Source organism: Flavobacterium sp. (genome assembly GCF_041911335.1).
GTDB lineage: Bacteria > Bacteroidota > Bacteroidia > Flavobacteriales > Flavobacteriaceae > Flavobacterium.
In genome coordinates this window covers 1-16388 of sequence record NZ_JAYRPD010000009.1, presented here as the reverse complement: position 1 = coordinate 16388, position 16388 = coordinate 1, and the positions used below count along the sequence as shown (strand labels likewise).

Annotated in this window: 19 protein-coding genes and 2 tRNA genes; 6 read left to right on the top strand and 15 right to left on the bottom strand. The window is 32.2% G+C overall.

Going from position 1 to position 16388, the window contains the following annotated elements; genetic code table 11:
- The first annotated feature begins 129 nt into the window (after positions 1-129).
- The 3 genes from mutS to ACE3PD_RS00985 all read left to right on the top strand — a co-directional run bounded on the left by mutS (position 130) and on the right by ACE3PD_RS00985 (position 3039).
- Positions 130-2697, top strand: a complete 2568-nt coding sequence (mutS, locus tag ACE3PD_RS00995; protein ID WP_374398724.1) for a DNA mismatch repair protein MutS — start codon at positions 130-132, stop codon at positions 2695-2697.
- A gap of 162 nt (positions 2698-2859) precedes the next feature.
- A tRNA-Gly gene (locus tag ACE3PD_RS00990) sits at positions 2860-2932 on the top strand.
- 21 nt (positions 2933-2953) lie between these two features.
- Positions 2954-3039, top strand: a tRNA-Leu gene (locus ACE3PD_RS00985).
- 204 nt (positions 3040-3243) lie between these two features.
- Here the strand turns inward: ACE3PD_RS00985 and ACE3PD_RS00980 are convergent.
- The 9 genes from ACE3PD_RS00980 to ACE3PD_RS00940 all read right to left on the bottom strand — a co-directional run bounded on the left by ACE3PD_RS00980 (position 3244) and on the right by ACE3PD_RS00940 (position 8654).
- Positions 3244-3534 (bottom strand): hypothetical protein, encoded by a 291-nt coding sequence (locus tag ACE3PD_RS00980; protein ID WP_026724301.1) that lies wholly within the window; start codon positions 3532-3534, stop codon positions 3244-3246.
- Complete coding sequence (locus ACE3PD_RS00975; protein ID WP_374398668.1) at positions 3531-3818, bottom strand: hypothetical protein; 288 nt, start codon at positions 3816-3818, stop codon at positions 3531-3533. The genes ACE3PD_RS00980 and ACE3PD_RS00975 overlap by 4 nt, the downstream gene beginning before the upstream one ends.
- Positions 3819-3857: 39 nt before the next feature.
- Positions 3858-4541, bottom strand: coding sequence for a hypothetical protein (locus ACE3PD_RS00970; protein WP_374398666.1), 684 nt, complete (start codon positions 4539-4541; stop codon positions 3858-3860).
- Positions 4542-4554: 13 nt separating this feature from the next.
- Positions 4555-4719, bottom strand: a complete 165-nt coding sequence (locus tag ACE3PD_RS00965) for a hypothetical protein (protein ID WP_374398664.1) — start codon at positions 4717-4719, stop codon at positions 4555-4557.
- A gap of 268 nt (positions 4720-4987) precedes the next feature.
- The gene (locus ACE3PD_RS00960; protein WP_374398662.1) at positions 4988-5680 is read right to left on the bottom strand and encodes a hypothetical protein; all 693 of its coding nucleotides are present in this window, start codon (positions 5678-5680) and stop codon (positions 4988-4990) included.
- A gap of 4 nt (positions 5681-5684) precedes the next feature.
- The gene (locus tag ACE3PD_RS00955; RefSeq protein ID WP_374398660.1) at positions 5685-6191 is read right to left on the bottom strand and encodes a hypothetical protein; all 507 of its coding nucleotides are present in this window, start codon (positions 6189-6191) and stop codon (positions 5685-5687) included.
- 4 nt (positions 6192-6195) lie between these two features.
- Entirely contained in the window at positions 6196-6480 is a 285-nt protein-coding gene (locus tag ACE3PD_RS00950; protein ID WP_035692577.1) for a helix-turn-helix domain-containing protein, read from the bottom strand.
- A 77-nt stretch (positions 6481-6557) separates the two neighbouring features.
- The gene (locus ACE3PD_RS00945) at positions 6558-7364 is read right to left on the bottom strand and encodes a hypothetical protein (RefSeq protein WP_374398657.1); all 807 of its coding nucleotides are present in this window, start codon (positions 7362-7364) and stop codon (positions 6558-6560) included.
- A gap of 42 nt (positions 7365-7406) precedes the next feature.
- Positions 7407-8654, bottom strand: a complete 1248-nt coding sequence (locus tag ACE3PD_RS00940) for a phage integrase SAM-like domain-containing protein (protein ID WP_374398655.1) — start codon at positions 8652-8654, stop codon at positions 7407-7409.
- A 322-nt stretch (positions 8655-8976) separates the two neighbouring features.
- On the opposite strand from ACE3PD_RS00940, the gene ACE3PD_RS00935 reads away from it, so the two are divergent.
- Positions 8977-9330, top strand: coding sequence for a YegP family protein (locus ACE3PD_RS00935; protein ID WP_374398653.1), 354 nt, complete (start codon positions 8977-8979; stop codon positions 9328-9330).
- 46 nt (positions 9331-9376) lie between these two features.
- Here the strand turns inward: ACE3PD_RS00935 and ACE3PD_RS00930 are convergent, their stop codons facing one another.
- From ACE3PD_RS00930 to ACE3PD_RS00910, 5 genes are all read right to left on the bottom strand, one after another.
- Entirely contained in the window at positions 9377-9604 is a 228-nt protein-coding gene (locus ACE3PD_RS00930) for a hypothetical protein (RefSeq protein ID WP_374398651.1), read from the bottom strand.
- 118 nt (positions 9605-9722) lie between these two features.
- A complete protein-coding gene (locus tag ACE3PD_RS00925) occupies positions 9723-9929 on the bottom strand; it encodes a hypothetical protein (RefSeq protein WP_374398649.1) in 207 nt (68 codons plus the stop codon).
- Positions 9930-10092: 163 nt separating this feature from the next.
- Positions 10093-12246, bottom strand: a complete 2154-nt coding sequence (locus ACE3PD_RS00920; protein WP_374398647.1) for a S46 family peptidase — start codon at positions 12244-12246, stop codon at positions 10093-10095.
- Between the two features lie 10 nt (positions 12247-12256).
- On the bottom strand, positions 12257-12706 hold the full coding sequence (locus tag ACE3PD_RS00915; RefSeq protein ID WP_374398645.1) for a GNAT family N-acetyltransferase: 450 nt from the start codon (positions 12704-12706) through the stop codon (positions 12257-12259).
- Positions 12706-13938 (bottom strand): 3-deoxy-D-manno-octulosonic acid transferase, encoded by a 1233-nt coding sequence (locus tag ACE3PD_RS00910; protein WP_374398643.1) that lies wholly within the window; start codon positions 13936-13938, stop codon positions 12706-12708. Before ACE3PD_RS00910 ends, ACE3PD_RS00915 begins: the two co-directional genes overlap by 1 nt.
- A gap of 96 nt (positions 13939-14034) precedes the next feature.
- Here ACE3PD_RS00910 and ACE3PD_RS00905 point away from each other — a divergent pair, with 96 nt between their 5' ends.
- Together ACE3PD_RS00905 and galE are read left to right on the top strand one after the other, a co-directional pair.
- Positions 14035-15162: a DegT/DnrJ/EryC1/StrS family aminotransferase gene (locus ACE3PD_RS00905; protein ID WP_374398641.1), complete on the top strand. Its 1128-nt coding sequence runs from the start codon at positions 14035-14037 to the stop codon at positions 15160-15162.
- 51 nt (positions 15163-15213) lie between these two features.
- Positions 15214-16230 (top strand): UDP-glucose 4-epimerase GalE, encoded by a 1017-nt coding sequence (galE, locus tag ACE3PD_RS00900; RefSeq protein ID WP_374398639.1) that lies wholly within the window; start codon positions 15214-15216, stop codon positions 16228-16230.
- Positions 16231-16282: 52 nt separating this feature from the next.
- Here the strand turns inward: galE and ACE3PD_RS00895 are convergent, their stop codons facing one another.
- Positions 16283-16381, bottom strand: a complete 99-nt coding sequence (locus ACE3PD_RS00895) for an IS3 family transposase (RefSeq protein ID WP_374398722.1) — start codon at positions 16379-16381, stop codon at positions 16283-16285.
- Positions 16382-16388 lie beyond the last annotated feature (7 nt).

The following is a 16388-nucleotide window of genomic DNA, read 5'->3' as shown; positions in this document are numbered from 1 at the left end:
AAATTGTTCTTGCCCTTGCCCTTGAAATTGAATCTGATTTTCTTACCTTCGCAATCATACTTAAAATTTGAAATTGTGGCGAAGAAATCTGCAGCAACTCCTGATAAAGCACCCAAGGAAACACCTTTAATGAAGCAATACAACGAGATAAAAAATAAATATCCCGATGCTTGTTTGTTGTTTCGTGTGGGCGATTTTTATGAAACTTTTGGAGAAGATGCTGTTCGTGCCGCAGGAATTTTAGGAATTACTTTAACCAAACGTGGAGCAGGAAGTGATAGTGAAACCGCCTTGGCAGGATTCCCACATCATTCTTTGAATACCTATTTGCCAAAATTGGTTAAAGCCGGACTTCGAGTAGCGATTTGCGACCAATTGGAAGATCCAAAAATGACGAAAACCATTGTGAAACGAGGTGTAACAGAATTGGTTACTCCTGGAGTTTCAATGAATGATGAGGTGTTGCAATCGAAGTCGAATAACTTTTTAGCATCGGTTCATTTTGGAAAGAAAACGGTTGGGGTTTCATTTTTAGATGTGTCAACAGGGGAATTTTTGGTTTCGCAAGGCAATGAAGAATACATTGATAAACTATTACAAAATTTTCGTCCGAGTGAAATTTTAATTCCGAAACAATTTAAAAATCAGTTTCACTCGATTTTTGGAGACGATTTTCATACCTTCTTTTTGGAAGATTGGGTTTACAAAGAAGATTATGCCTTAGAAAGTTTGACGAAACATTTTCAAACTAATTCATTAAAAGGTTTTGGTGTGGAAGAATTAACCGAAGGTTTGATTGCTTCAGGTGCGATTTTGTATTATTTGTCGGAAACGCAGCATAATAAAATTCAACACATCACCAATATCCAACGTATTGCAGAAGATGCTTACGTTTGGATGGATAAATTTACGATTCGAAATTTAGAATTATATCACAGTTATAATCCCAATGCAGTGACGCTTTTAGACGTCATTGATAAAACGCTTACACCAATGGGAGCAAGGTTGTTGAAACGTTGGTTGGCGCTTCCGTTGAAAGATATTTCAAAAATCAGAAGTCGCCATGAAGTGGTTTCGTATTTGAAAACCAATCCAGAAGTTTTACAACAAATTCAATATCAAATCAAACAAATTTCCGATTTAGAACGTTTGATTTCAAAAGTAGCTACAGGAAAAATTTCGCCAAGAGAAGTTAATTTCTTGAAAGATTCGTTAGATGCTATTATTCCAATCAAAACTTTGGCATTAGGTAGTGATAATGAAGCGTTGCGTGTTATTGGTGATAGTTTGCATGCTTGCGAGTTGTTACGAGAAAAAATCAAAACAACTATTCAGGAGGATGCTCCTGTAAGTGTGAATAAAGGAAATGCAATTGCTGTTGGAGTTCATCCCGAATTAGATGAATTGAGAGCGATTTCTTCAACTGGGAAAGGATATTTGGAAGAATTAGAACAACGTGAAAGTGCTGCTTCTGGTATTCCTTCTTTGAAAGTTTCATTCAATAACGTTTTTGGATATTACATCGAAGTTCGAAATACACATAAAGATAAAGTTCCAGCAGAATGGATTCGCAAGCAAACCTTAGTAAATGCAGAACGCTACATTACGGAAGAATTAAAAGAATACGAATCTAAAATTTTAGGTGCTGAGGAAAAAATCCATCAATTAGAAACGCAGTTGTTTGAACAATTAGTAAATTGGATTGCTACCTATATCAAACACGTTCAGTTGAATGCGAATTTAATTGCACAATTGGATTGTTTGACTTCTTTCACGCAATTAGCGATTGACAACAAATACGTTTGTCCAGATTTAGATGAAAGTTTTGATTTGGAAATCAAAGAAGGTCGTCATCCTGTAATTGAAAAGCAATTGCCTGTTGGTGTGCCGTATATTTCGAATGATGTTTATTTAGATAGAGAAACCCAGCAAATCATCATGATTACCGGTCCGAATATGTCGGGTAAATCGGCTATTTTGCGTCAAACGGCTTTGATTGTATTAATGGCGCAAATGGGAAGTTTTGTTCCGGCAGAAAGCGTAAGAATGGGCGTAGTGGATAAAATTTTCACCAGAGTAGGAGCAAGCGATAACATTTCGATGGGTGAATCTACTTTTATGGTGGAAATGAACGAAACCGCTTCTATTTTGAATAATATTTCGGAAAGAAGTTTGGTGTTGTTGGATGAAATTGGAAGAGGAACTTCAACCTATGACGGAATTTCGATTGCTTGGGCGATTTCAGAATATTTGCACGAACATCCGAATAAACCAAAAACCCTTTTCGCTACGCATTATCACGAATTAAACGAAATGGAAGTTACGTTTGATAGAATTCAGAATTTCAATGTTTCGGTAAAGGAATTAAAAGATACGGTTTTGTTCATTCGTAAATTAGTGAAAGGTGGAAGCGCACATAGTTTTGGTATTCACGTAGCAAAAATGGCAGGAATGCCTCAAATTGTGATTCAAAAAGCACAGAAACTATTAAAGCAATTAGAAAAAAGACATTCTAGCGAAGAGTTGTCTGGAATTAAATCGGCTAATGATGAATTGCAATTGAGTTTTTTCAATTTAGATGATCCGCTTTTGGAAGAAATTAAAGAGGAAATTGTGAATATCGACATCAATACGTTGACTCCTGTAGAGGCTTTAATGAAGCTAAACGAAATTAAACGGATGTTGGTAAAAAAATAATTTCAAAATAAATTATTCGTTATCAAAAGGTTAAAGAAAAGTTTGAAAAAAGTTTCAATTTTTATTTAAAAAGTACTTGCAAGAATAAAAATATGTGCTATATTTGCACTCGCAATACGGAACAAGTATGGCGACGTTCTTTAAAAGATAACGAAACGAAACGCGAAAATAGCTCAGTTGGTAGAGCGCGACCTTGCCAAGGTCGAGGTCGCGGGTTCGAACCCCGTTTTTCGCTCTAAACTACCTAAAAATATTTGCTCGAGTGGTGGAATTGGTAGACACGCTGGACTTAAAATCCAGTGGGTAGTAATGCCCGTGCGGGTTCAAGTCCCGCCTTGAGTACTTTAATTAACCGTAAATAATTGATTATTAATTATTTGCGGTTTTTTTATGCTTTAAAATGTACGATTTTTGTACGGTAACCGATTATTAAACAAAATATTAAGATTATTTTGAGTTTAAAATGAAACTAAAAAATATAAAGATTAACTTTGTTTTTAGTTTCTGCATTGCCTGTAAGATACTATTAAAAACAAAGAGGGAACTTTAATAAGTTCCCTCTTTTGTATTATATGAGCTTTTATTGTTTCTGAAAAATCGGTACTGTAATAATCTAAATATAAATAAACTCATTTTTATATTTCCGTTTTCATCTTTGGAATAACGCCCTTTGTAAAAAGTATTTACAAGTTGTTCAATCTCTGGATTTTTAATTATTACAATATTTGCTTTTTTATCAAAGTCAATAGATTTAAATTCCAGTTGTTCAAACTTCTGTATAAATAGATTTTCAAGTTCGTAAACCTCAGCATCTGTAAATTCTATATGTTTTTTCACGGTTCTAATAATTTGTTTTTTAACTCCTGAATTCTTTGATCTCTCTGTGATTCAGTAAGCATTTCGTTTGTGTTTGTGATTGCAATATCTTGTTGCTTCGGTAAGATGTACGGAAGCAACTTTGATAATGCGTTTACTCTGTCTACTGGCTCCAACTTGCTCAATGTAGTTTCAAGCTTTTCAATTTGTTTGGTAACTACATTTTGAAGCAGCTGTTTTGTTTCTGCGGTGGTTTTATTTGGCGTTCCTTTTGCCCTACCTCCAGTTTTTGCGCGTTTTTCCATAACTAATTTTCTATTTTTATCTACTTTAGAAAAATGCCTTTATTTTACTCGCAAAGAATCATACTCTTCACGTCTTCTTTTATAGCTAGAAACTGCTTTTATTCCTCCAGGATATAAGACCATTTTTTTTGCATCCTCATCATATTTAAGAACATGGCTTCCAGCATAATGTTTGTTAATAGAGGGAATACCTGTAGAGTTGAAAATATCTAAATATTCATTGAATGCTTCAGATAGTTTTTTAGAAGCTTCGTAAAGCATTATTTCTTCAGGTGTTTCTAAATAAAGCCTGCAATAATTTTCTAAAATCATTTCTTTATCCTCACTGCTAATTACAAAGTGACCGTCTTCAAATGAGATAAATTTCAACGGTAATTTCGGGCGGTTTGATGAATAGATTTGTGGTTGAAAACGTTTTGCGTCTGCTACTGCGTTTTTAAATCTTTCAGTTAATTTTTCACTTCCTGCAATTGCATTTTGACGAATAATAGAGATAGCTCCCCATTTATCTAACTGATTATTAAGGTTTTTTACATAAATTTCTATGTATTTTTTAGGACCTAATAAAAAACTTTCTTTTAAAACTTCATTTGTAAAAGCTCCTATTTCTAAACCTTCAAAACTTGCTTTGATTTCATTTAGAACTGGCATAAATTGCTTTAAATCGCCTGCAATTTCTTTGAATTTGTTAAAATCCTCTTCAATTAAAATTCTTTTTTCCATGGTGTGTGATTGTTTATAAGTTTGCAATAATTTCTTCAACTGTTTTTACTTCTTCGGATTTTTCGCTCGGTTTGTCCTTTGAGTTCTTTTTGAACTTTTCGGATTCTGTTTGATTTGAAATAACTTCATGAGCTATTTTTTCAACTTCTTCTGGTGTTTTCTCTTCTTGTTGTTTCATGATTTATAATTTTTGTTCTTTTCTTTTTTAGCGGAACTTTTTTCTTTTTTCTCTCTTTAGATTACTAAGAATTAACAAACTTTTTTTATCAATTTTTAATTTCAAAAAAAAAATAAAATTTTCACTCTTTTACATTATCTTTTTAAAATACCTTTTTAGAGTATCTTATTAAATAATCTTTATATAGGTGTTGTAGTTTTGTAAATTAATTGTTGATTAAAAAAAGTAGTTTTGTAAATCCTTTTATATAGTTATTGTTATGGTGTTGTTATGGTGGTTCTGGTTTTAATCTCTCTAATACTTTCTTTAATGCTTCGTTTTGAAGTTGTTTCTGTTGTTTGTCTTTGATGCTTTTTCTCTTTTTTTCAGCTTCAAAAATTAGATCTTCTAAACTCATTTTTAATGAAACATAAAAACCTCTCGTATAGCGACTGTAATAAATAAGATGCCAGTTCAATATCAATTCGTTTTTAATGTTTTCGGTTTGGTATCTGTTGGCGTATTTTCTGATTTCATTTGATAATTCGCTAACCTCTTCTATTGTGTTTGTTTTACCGTCCATTCTTGCCCACAAATACAAGTTTGTAACCTTACAATACGATTTGTTCCCTAATATGCTTTTGATTGCTAAAAAGCCTAATAAACACACTTTATCAAATTCAGTTTTCTCATTTTTGTAAAAGTCCCACCAGATAGATAAATTCAGTCCTACTTTTGGGGAATTATTAGGTACGCTATTATATAGTAATTTGCCGTTATCTAATGAGTGTTTAACGCTTCCTAATTTCATTTGATAAAATTCTGCACTATCTTTTATTTTTTGTAATTCCGTGCCGTGTTCCAGTTTTAAAGCATTTTCATAAACGGAATAATTCACTATATTATCCAACGTTTTACGGGTATCGGTAATAAAACCAGTTAGCAACTGAATAGGAAAATTTAAGTACTTTTCGTTATTCATAGTGTTATTGTTTTATAAAAGCATTAAACCAATTGTAGAAGTCTTCAAAAGTCCTTACAATTATGTAGATTCCGCCCGACTTTTCAATTTGCCTTTGGTACTCTTTCTGTGATTCACTTTGGTAACGATCACCACTATAAAAACATTTGATTTCGATTTTTACACTACGCCCTCGAATAGTTGCACTAATATCTGAAGTGCCAGTTTGTGTATTGCTTTTAATCCATTGTACGCTCCCAATAGTTCTAATGTTCCCTAAAACATCTGTTGAGGTTTTACGATTGTCTTTTATAGCTCCTGTCGAGTTGATACGTTCAGCATGAAAGCCGTTTAATTTGATGTATGATATTACGCATTTAGTTAAACCGTTTGTAGTAGCGTCGGTGTGCTTTGGTTTAACTGGGTATCTAAAGTTTGGATATTTAGCTTTTTGTAATTCAAATTCTAAATTCTCAAGCTCTTTGATAGCTTCAGATTTAACGTATCTTTTTGTTTTTGCCTGTAAACTCATGATACTACTTTTTTAATGGTGTTATAGATTCCATTAATTCGCTACGCTTGTAGTAACATTTATTAGCAAATTTGTAAACGGTAATTTTACCTTTATTTTGCCAGTGCCAAAGTGTAGAAGAGTTTATTTGTAGTAGTTCCAAAACTTGCTCCCGACTTAATAATTCGTCTTTTGCAGTTTGGGTGTTTTGGTGTGTTTGAAAGTCTTTGAGTTTTGCATCAAATACGTTTCCGATTAAGTCCGTTAAATCTTCTGGACTCAAATTTTGTAGTAAGGTTGCTTTTGTCATTTTGCAAAGTATTATTTGTTATACAGTGCAAATATTTGACTTGGTTGTATGGTTAAAAAAGAGTTGAAAAACGTGTTTTAAGTGTTTTTTACGTTTTCTGCAATTTGTTTCAAACTATCTTCAAACATTTGTCGATGTTCGTTTAATTTAGGATATACTTTTTCTTCATAGTTTGTTGTTGATTTATCAAAGTTTTTAATTGTAATGTCGTAGTTTTTTTCAATAAAATCTTTGTATCGGTCTTTAGTGCAGTTTAAAATGTATTTTTTATTAATACTATTGCGTTCAAACTCGTTAAGGTAAAACCAGATATTTGTAATTTGTCTTATTTTCCCTTTGTAGCTCTCATCATACAAGTATTTGAACAATTCAAAACATTCTTTGTTCCAATAGTTTGGATCATGCTTTGGGTGTTTGTTTTTTTCTGTTTCAATTGTTTTAGGTTCTTGAGGTTTGATTTCGACCTTTTCCGCTTCAATTGTTTTAGGTTCTTGAGGTTTGATTTCTGTTAATACTAAGTTTAAGAACGTTTCTTTTAACTTCATGTAATTGCTTTCATAACTTCTTATTCTATTATCTGGAATAGGTTGTGAAATATAAATTTCGTCTTCGCTTACTGATCCGTTATTTTGGTTTGAAGATAACATATTTGTAACAGCATCGTTAACTATAAAATAAAAATCGGTGTGTAAATCGGAAATTATTTTTTCCTTAATGGTTTGGTCTTCAATTTGAGAAAAATATCGAATAAAAGATTTACTACTATCTTCTGCAAATGATTTGTATAAAGAATAATCAAATTCATTATTATTTGAAAAATCAATTAAACTCGATAAAATAAATTCTATTTTTTCGTTTGGATTTTCGGAGTTATTATTTCTCATATTTTGCCTGTTTATGATTGTTTTGTGTTGGTTGTCAATAAATTAAAAGTATTTAGTCAATTCGAGTGCTATGTCCTTATTGCTTTTTCCGACGTATTTAAGGAACATTTTTTCTGTTGTATGTCCTGTAATGTAAATTAAAAAAGTAGTTGGAATAGTTCCGTAAAAGTTTGAAGCAAAAGAGCGTCTACCAATATGTGAGGTTACCAATTCCCACTTTTGAAACTCTTTGACTTCTTTACGGTAAACTTTGCTTTCGGGTGCAGTTTCTGTTTTTTTACCTCCCTTGACTATTTCGTTAAGTTCAGCAATTTCACAAACTTTTTTTATGTAATCATTATACTTTTGGTCTGAAATTGGTTTTGGAAAATGTCCGTTTCTTTTTTCTAATATTTCCAGTACTTTTTTGTGTATTGGAATAGTCATGTTTTTAGTAGTTTTCTTTTGAGTAAACTCCAGTAAGTGTTTACCGTCTTCAATTCTAATTTGGTCTTTTGTAAAATTCATAAAATCTGAAACTCTTTGACCAGTATAGCAACTAATAATTAACCAGTCTTTCGCATTGTTAAGGCTTTCAGTTAATTTACTTGGTTCTATTGTTTCAATTTTGTTGAGGTCTTCAAAAGTCAAATAAACATTATCAGTTTCTTTGTACTTTGCTTTCAAACCGTCTAATTGGTGGCTTACTTCTATTCCGTTATGCTGTGCGTGTTTACAAATGGTTTTAATGCTTCTTAACGCCCTTGCAATTGTATTGTGTGAATATTGATTTTTATTACAAAAGTCTTCAAAGGCTTTTTTGAAATTTTCGTTTACGTCTTTGATTAAAAACTTTTTGTTTGTTGAGGTTTCAAACTTCTTTAAAAGTGCTTTAATTGTGTTATATTTTTTTTCTGTACTTTCTGTTATTTCGCTTTTTTTACGGTCTTTGAAGTACTCAAAATAATTAACCAATTCGTTTGGAATTGTTTCAACTGGTGTAGGATTGTAGTATTCGTTTATAGTTCTTTTTAACCAGTCTTTGTTTGTGTCTTCAATAGTGTTTTCAAACTGATTTAAAATGTAGTTTTCAAGTTCCGAAATTTTGTTATTAACTTCAGTTTGTAGGTTTTTGGTATCAATATCCGAAATACGTTTTGAGTTGTGGTATTTGCTCCAATATTCTTTTGAAACTTCGATTTTTGAAACCCCACCAATAACGTAATCAATACCGTTTTTTCTGTATAGTAATCTCAAATTTAGATTTGATTTGTCTTTATTTGAACGGTATAAAAAATTAATAGTTGCCATACATTTGCCTTTAGTAATACAAATGTAAATAATTTGTACGGTATTTGTACGGCAAATTGCAATTAAATAAAATCAAATACAATTTAAAACATAAAATTAATTTAATAAAAAAGTCAATAAAATTGCATTACTCAAGTGAATAGTGTATTTTTGCCCTTGAATAATAGGAAGCTATAAAATGTATTTTTGCGGTGGTTTTACTCCCGCCTTGAGTACAAAAGCTCCGAACATTGTTCGGAGCTTTTTTTGTTTATAAAATTCTTAGTTTAGAAATTTCTGTTATCTTTAAAGAATTCTTTATAAAATTAGCAATCACAACTATATGGGTACATTTGTAATCGCACAACGATTAAGTGGAGTTTATAAATATGAGTTTGTTTCCAGAAAAGGAAAAACTATTTTTACGAGCAACGATTTCGAATTGCGTTTTGAATGTGAAGAAGAGATAGGGAAACTCAAAAGCTCTTTAGAACGATGTGTTTTTATGCGTTTTAAATCGTCTAGTGGAAAGTTTTTCTTTCGATTGATATTGGATGAGCACGAAATAGCTGTTAGTAGAAGATATACGACTCAATTGTTGCTTCAAAAAGGGATTGATGAAATAGTAAAATATGCTGATAAGGCAGAGTTTTTAGATTTTTCATCAGCCGAAGATATATTTGGACCATCAGAATAAAAAAAGCCTCGCAATGCGAGGCTTTTAATTATAAAATAATTTTAAATTATTTTTTTACTTCTTCTTTCACAGCTTCAACAGCAGCGTCAACAGCACCTTCAACTTTAGCAGCAGCAGAATCAGCAACTACAGCAGTAGAATCAGCAACAGCTTCAACAGTTTCAGTTACTTCAGTAGCAGTAGAATCAACTACAGTTTCTGCCTCAGCAGCAGCTTCTTTACAAGAAACGAACATAGCAGCAACAACTGCTAAACTTAATACAACTTTTTTCATTTTGTTTTAATTATAAAAGGTTAAAATTTTATTTTGAATAGGATTGCACTATTCTCTTCTTTATATGTTTAAAAAAAGCCCCACATTGTGGAGCTTGATTTTTTCTGTCAGCAATAAATTACTTAGCAGGTGCAGCTTCAGCAGCAGGTGCAGCAGCAGCAGCAGAATCAGCAACTACAGCAGTAGTATCAGCTACAGGAGCAGCCTCTTCAACTGGAGTTTCAACAACTGTAGAATCTACAGTTTCTGTAGTTTCAGCAGCATTTTCTTTACAAGAAACGAACATAGCAGCAACAATTGCTAAACTTAAAACAACTTTTTTCATCTTACTAAATTATAAAGGTTAATTATTAATTCGGAGCAAAGATATAAATTTTTTAACATGTCAAAATATTTTTGAACATTTTTTTTCATTTTTTTTCTCTGGATTCCGAAATGCTTTATTTCAAATGGTGTGCCAAACTTTTTATTTTTAAAAATATTTGTAATTATTTGGCTTTTTGTGACTTAGGATAAACAATTGTCATCTCTTCGATAAGGTTTTTAGCTCCTGCAAATTTATCAATCACAAATAAAATGTAGCGTGCATCAACCATGATGTTTCTACAGATTTCTGGACTATAATAAATGTCGCTCATTGTACCTTCCCAAACTCTATCAAAGTTCAATCCGATTAGGTTTCCTTTTGCATCTAAAGCTGGACTTCCAGAGTTTCCTCCTGTAGTATGATTGGTTGCAATAAACGCTAATGGCATTTTTCCGTTTTTATCCGCATATCTTCCGTAATCTTTTGCGTTATACAAATCGATTAATTTTTTTGGAACGTCAAATTCGTAATCACCTGGAATGTATTTTTCAATCACTCCATCTAAATAACTCACAGGTTCGTAGATAACTGCATCACTTGGTTTATATCCTTTTACTTTTCCATAGGTTACACGTAATGTACTGTTAGCATCAGGGAAAATTCTATCGTTAGGGAAGAATTCCATAATTCCTTTCATATAAGTTCTTTGTAATGCAATGTTTTTTAAATTGATCTCATCAAACTTAGGTGCTACATTTTTTTGGTAACTATCTGCAATTGATTTTACTAATTGGTAACCTTTATCCTGATTTAATTTCTCTAAAACCGACTTAGCATCACCATTCAATAATTCTTTCAAACCATTAAAGCTCGTTAATTTTGAAGAACCAAAAACACTTGTTGTTAAAGCTGAAGCATTAACATTGTTTAAACTTTCTGGTAAAAACTGTTTTGGTGATTTTGTAGCATATAAATTGATCAATTGTTCGAAAACTTTTTCATCTACTTGAGCACTGTAATCTTTATATAAACCTTCGAATCCTGAAATTAAATTATTCTTTCTATCGTTAAAAGCTTGTTCGCCTTTAGTGTTATACACTTGCTCTAATTGGTACAAACGGTATCCAAAAGATAAAATTTCTGAATTACGTAAAACAACTTCTGTAAAGTAATCTCTTGCAATGGCATATTCTCTAATGTCTTTGTAGTTCTTTTCGAAATCTGCTAAAATAGTTCCGTATTCGGCTTGTTTTCCTGCTTTGTTAACTCTTTCTTGGAATTTCTTTTCGAAATCTTGTTTAAAGGCAACTGCATTCGATTTTTTCAAACCTTTAGTTTCTCCAATCCATTTTTTCCAATAATTCGCAACTCCAGCATATTTAGACGCGTATTGAATTTTAATCGCATTGTCTTTTCTCATGAAGCCATCTTGCACTTTTAAAGCAGCATCACGAATTTCAATTTTAGCAGGATTCAAATCATTTACAATTTGTTCCACGGCAAATGAAGGCAAATATTCTTGAGTTCTTCCTGGGTAACCCATTACCATAGTAAAATCGTTTTCCTGAATTCCTTTTGCAGAAACTGGGAAAAAGTGTTTTGGTTTGTATGGAACATTGTCTTTTGAATATTCAGCTGGACGATTGTTTTTGTCGGCATACACTCTAAATAAAGAAAAATCTCCGGTGTGACGAGGCCAAACCCAATTGTCTGTATCCGAACCAAATTTCCCAATTGAACTTGGTGGCGCACCTACTAAACGAACATCTTTGAAATTTTCGGTTACGAATAATAAGTATTGATTCCCATCATAAAAAGCACGAATCATCACATCTTGCCAAGCCTCTTTCTGGAAACTTTTGCTAACCGTTGCAATATTTTGTTGAATTCTTTTTTGTTTGTCGCTTTCGGTTGGAAGATTTAAAACGCCTTCAAAAATTTTAGTAGTTACATCTTCAATCTTGATGATGAAAGTAACGGTTAAATCTTTGTTTGGTAATTCGTCTTCCATTTTGTAAGCCCAAAAACCATCAGTTAAATAATCATGTTCAACAGTAGAATGACTTTGAATGTTGTCATAACCACAGTGGTGATTGGTTAATAAAAGTCCTTTTGGAGAAATCATTTCTGCCGTACAACCGCCATCAAAATGAGGAACAGCATCTTTTAAGCTGGAATTATTTACCGAATAAATAGCATCGGCACTAATTTTCATTCCCAAAGCTTTCATTTCTTTTTCGTTGGTTCCTTTCAATAACGAAGGAATCCACATGCCTCCTTGTTGCGCTTGAACTTGGAAAACAACTAAAACAAGTAGTAATTTTAAAAATTTCATAGGTTTAATTTTATTTAGTGACTTTGTACTTCATTAATTTTCTGTTGTGAATTTCAAAATCGTGTGCAAGATACAATTTTTGTGCGTTTTCGTTATGAGGTTCCACTTCTAGATAGAGTAATTTTAACGATAATTTAGGAACTTCACCCTGAATAAATTGAATCGCTTCCTTTCCAAAGCCTTTTCCACGAGCGGTTTCTTTGATGAATAATTCATCTAAAAAAGCAATTTTTCCGCCATATTCAAAACTGAAAATATATGTAAGAATGATGTAACCTACAATTTCGTTTTCAGAATAAATCAGCCAAGATTTTCCAAGATGTTCATTGGTAATAAATTCTTGAAACAAAGTTTTAGCCACTTCAATATCCATAGGATAATTATCAATCGCATAGAAATTTTGCATCATTTGAGTGATGACTTCAATGTCTGCAATTTCTAAAGGTTTGAAGGTTGTCATTAACTTAAAATATGATTCATAATTGTTTGAGTTGCGCCTTTATTCATTTGTACAAACGTGCTGCAAATATGCCCTTTTTCTAATCGTTCGTCTTCGTTGTGAAGCAATAAATCAAAGGCTTCATTTAATTGAATTTGATTTTGAATCGAAATACAACCTTCCATATTCACCAATGCCGTAGCTTCAGCAAAATGGGAGTAATTTGGACCAATCACAACTGGTACGCCAAAAGTCGCCGGTTCTAAAATATTATGAACGCCAGGGTTTCCAAAGCCGCCACCAACGTAAGCAATATCGGCATAAGAATAAATTTTGGTTAAAATTCCGATGGTGTCGATAATGAAAACGTTTGAATTTGATAAATCAACATTATTTTTTTCGGAATACAAAATCGTTTTTTTGGAAACAGCATTTTTCAATTCTTGAATTTGTTCCGATTTGATATTATGCGGTGCAATAATAAATTTCACATCATCCGAACTCTGATTGATGTAATTCACCAATAAACTTTCATCTTTTGGCCAAGAACTTCCGATGACGATGGTGGTTTTGTTGTCTTTGAATTGTTCAATAAAATCCAATGAATTATCACGTTCTAATATCGAAACCACACGATCAAAACGCGTGTCGCCAGAAACTTTTACGTTGTTAAATCCAATACTTTGTAGAAGGTTTTTTGAACTTTCATTCTGAACAAAAAAGTAATCAAATGTTTTTAAAGCGTTTCTATAAAATCCGCCATACCATTTAAAAAAAGCTTGGTTTTCTCTTAAAATTCCAGAAATTAGATAAGTTTTAATTTGCTGTTTTTTTAATTCGTTCAGATAATTTGGCCAATATTCATATTTGATGAAAAATGCCATTTCGGGATGAACTAAACTTATAAATTGTTTCGCATTCGAAATCGTATCCAAAGGTAGATAAATTGTAACATCAGCTACGGTATTGTTTTTTCGAACTTCATAACCCGAAGGCGAAAAAAAAGTAACCACAATTTTATGACTTGGGAATTGTTGTTTTATAGCTTCAATTACGGGTAAACCTTGTTCATATTCGCCTAAAGATGCTGCATGAAACCAAATGGTTTTATCCGAAGATTGAATTTTATCAGCCAAAGTTTGAAAAACCGACTTTCGGCCGTCTACAAAAAGTCTCATTTTTGGACTAAAAAGCGCTACAATTTTTAAAAGTTGGGCAGCCAAAAGCGTAATTATGTTGTATAAAAATAGCATAATTGAATTTTATGGTGCTAAAATACGTTTCTTTTTAAGTTAGATAAAATTTGTACTATAGAATTTCATATTTTTGCTAGACTTAATTTTATTCCAATGAGAAAATTACAAATGGTTGACTTAAAAAGTCAATATGAAAAGATAAAAGAAGAAGTAAATGCTTCTATTCAAGAGGTTTTAGATACAAATACATACATCAACGGACCTTTGGTTCATCAATTTCAAGCGGATTTAGAAAAATATTTGGGAGTAAAACACGTAATTCCATGTGCCAACGGAACCGATGCATTGCAAATCGCCATGATGGGATTAGATTTAAAACCAGGCGATGAAGTGATTACGGCCGATTTTACATTCGCAGCTACAGTTGAAGTTATTGCTTTGTTGCAATTGACTCCAGTTTTAGTAGATGTGGATATGAACAATATGAATATTTCGTTAGACGGAATTCGTAAAGCAATAACTCCAAAAACAAAAGCAATTGTTCCAGTACATTTATTTGGTCGTGCTGCAAATATGGATGCAATTATGGAAATTGCTCGCGAACATAATTTATATGTTATCGAAGATAATGCGCAAGCTATTGGAGCAGATTACACTTCAAAAGATGGTTCTAAAAAGAAAGTAGGAACTATTGGTCATGTAGCAGCAACATCCTTTTTTCCATCTAAAAACTTAGGTTGTTATGGTGATGGTGGAGCCATTTTTACTAATGATGATGTATTAGCTCACAAAATCAGAGGAATCGTAAACCACGGAATGTACGAAAGATATCATCATGATGTAGTAGGTGTAAATTCTCGTTTAGATAGCATTCAAGCTGGAGTTTTAAAAGCGAAATTACCACATTTAGATACTTATAACAAAGCACGTCAAGAAGCAGCCAGAAAATACAGTTTGGCTCTAAGTGTAAATCCAAATATTTGGGCGCCAACTATTTGTGAATCGTGCGATTGTCATGTATTTCATCAATATGTAATCCGTATTATGAATGGAAAACGCGATGGTTTATTGGAACATTTACAAGCAAAAGGAATTCCTTGTGCGATTTATTATCCAATTCCATTACACAGTCAAAAAGCGTATGCTGATGCTCGTTATAATGAAGCTGATTTTCCAGTAACGAATCAATTGGTAAAAGAAGTAATTGCGTTACCAATGCATACAGAATTAGATGACGAACAAATTAAATTTATTACAGATTCAGTTTTAGAATTTGTTTAATTCATATTTGCGAGACGTGATTTATTGCGTCTCTCAATTTAATAACAAAGAATGAAAATACTGGTTACAGGAGGTTTAGGATTTATAGGTTCTCACACAGTTGTGGAATTACAAAATGAAGGTTTTGAAGTAATTGCAATCGACAATCTTTCGAATTCATCTATTGATGTTTTAGATGGAATTGAGCGAATTACAGGAAAAAAACCTCTGTTTGAAAACATCGATTTGAGAGATAAATCGGCTGTTCAAAATTTCTTTTCTAAACATCAAGATATTTCGGGAGTGATTCATTTTGCAGCTTCAAAAGCTGTGGGTGAAAGTGTTGAAAATCCGTTGTTGTATTATGAAAACAATATCAATTCGTTAGTGTATTTGCTTCAAGAATTGCAAAAAAAGCAAGAAGCTCATTTTATTTTCAGTTCGTCTTGTACGGTTTACGGTCAAGCCGAAAAAATGCCAATTACTGAAAGTGCTCCTATTCAAACGGCAATGTCTCCTTACGGAAACACCAAGCAAATAGGTGAAGAAATTATTACAGATGTTGCTAAAGTAACCAACATTAATTCCATTTTATTACGATATTTTAATCCAATTGGAGCGCATCCTTCGGCTGAAATAGGGGAATTACCTTTAGGAGTTCCACAAAATTTAGTGCCATTTATTACGCAAACAGCAATTGGACTTAGAGAAAAGTTATCTGTTTTTGGAAATGATTATCCTACACCAGATGGTACAGCAATTCGCGACTACATTCATGTAGTTGATTTAGCAAAAGCACATGTAATTGCCTTACAACGCTTGTTAAACAAACAAAACTCAGAAAAAGTAGAAACGTTTAATTTAGGAACTGGAACGGGAAGTTCTGTTTTAGAAGTAATCAATGCTTTTGAAAAAGTGTCCAATCAAAAATTAAATTACCAAATTGTGGGTAGAAGAGAAGGCGATGTAATTGAAGCTTACGCTAATACAGACAAAGCAAATACTATTCTAGGTTGGAAAGCACAATCTACTTTAGAGGAAGCTTTAAAAAGTGCTTGGAAATGGGAGAATAAAATCAGAAATAAATAAAATAAAAAAATCCTCAATTAGACTGCACCCAAAAGTTTAGACAAATTTATAATTAATTTTGATAATAGTGAGCTCGATATTTAATCGGGCTCATTTTGTTTAGATTTGATTTAATTCTTTCGTTATTGTAATAGTTTATATATTGTTTTATTTCATTT

Excerpts from the sequence above, each read along its gene's own strand:
- galE (WP_374398639.1), top strand. The coding sequence starts at position 15,214 with ATGAAAATACTGGTTACAGGAGGTTTAGGATTTATAGGTTCTCACACA.
- ACE3PD_RS00960 (WP_374398662.1), bottom strand. The coding sequence starts at position 5,680 with ATGAATAACGAAAAGTACTTAAATTTTCCTATTCAGTTGCTAACTGGT.
- ACE3PD_RS00925 (WP_374398649.1), bottom strand. The coding sequence starts at position 9,929 with ATGAAAAAAGTTGTTTTAAGTTTAGCAATTGTTGCTGCTATGTTCGTT.
- ACE3PD_RS00965 (WP_374398664.1), bottom strand. The coding sequence starts at position 4,719 with ATGAAACAACAAGAAGAGAAAACACCAGAAGAAGTTGAAAAAATAGCT.
- ACE3PD_RS00915 (WP_374398645.1), bottom strand. The coding sequence starts at position 12,706 with ATGACAACCTTCAAACCTTTAGAAATTGCAGACATTGAAGTCATCACT.
- ACE3PD_RS00945 (WP_374398657.1), bottom strand. The coding sequence starts at position 7,364 with ATGAGAAATAATAACTCCGAAAATCCAAACGAAAAAATAGAATTTATT.
- ACE3PD_RS00935 (WP_374398653.1), top strand. The coding sequence starts at position 8,977 with ATGGGTACATTTGTAATCGCACAACGATTAAGTGGAGTTTATAAATAT.
- ACE3PD_RS00930 (WP_374398651.1), bottom strand. The coding sequence starts at position 9,604 with ATGAAAAAAGTTGTATTAAGTTTAGCAGTTGTTGCTGCTATGTTCGTT.
- ACE3PD_RS00950 (WP_035692577.1), bottom strand. The coding sequence starts at position 6,480 with ATGACAAAAGCAACCTTACTACAAAATTTGAGTCCAGAAGATTTAACG.
- ACE3PD_RS00940 (WP_374398655.1), bottom strand. The coding sequence starts at position 8,654 with ATGGCAACTATTAATTTTTTATACCGTTCAAATAAAGACAAATCAAAT.
- ACE3PD_RS00920 (WP_374398647.1), bottom strand. The coding sequence starts at position 12,246 with ATGAAATTTTTAAAATTACTACTTGTTTTAGTTGTTTTCCAAGTTCAA.
- mutS (WP_374398724.1), top strand. The coding sequence starts at position 130 with ATGAAGCAATACAACGAGATAAAAAATAAATATCCCGATGCTTGTTTG.
- ACE3PD_RS00970 (WP_374398666.1), bottom strand. The coding sequence starts at position 4,541 with ATGGAAAAAAGAATTTTAATTGAAGAGGATTTTAACAAATTCAAAGAA.
- ACE3PD_RS00975 (WP_374398668.1), bottom strand. The coding sequence starts at position 3,818 with ATGGAAAAACGCGCAAAAACTGGAGGTAGGGCAAAAGGAACGCCAAAT.
- ACE3PD_RS00905 (WP_374398641.1), top strand. The coding sequence starts at position 14,035 with ATGAGAAAATTACAAATGGTTGACTTAAAAAGTCAATATGAAAAGATA.
- ACE3PD_RS00955 (WP_374398660.1), bottom strand. The coding sequence starts at position 6,191 with ATGAGTTTACAGGCAAAAACAAAAAGATACGTTAAATCTGAAGCTATC.
- ACE3PD_RS00910 (WP_374398643.1), bottom strand. The coding sequence starts at position 13,938 with ATGCTATTTTTATACAACATAATTACGCTTTTGGCTGCCCAACTTTTA.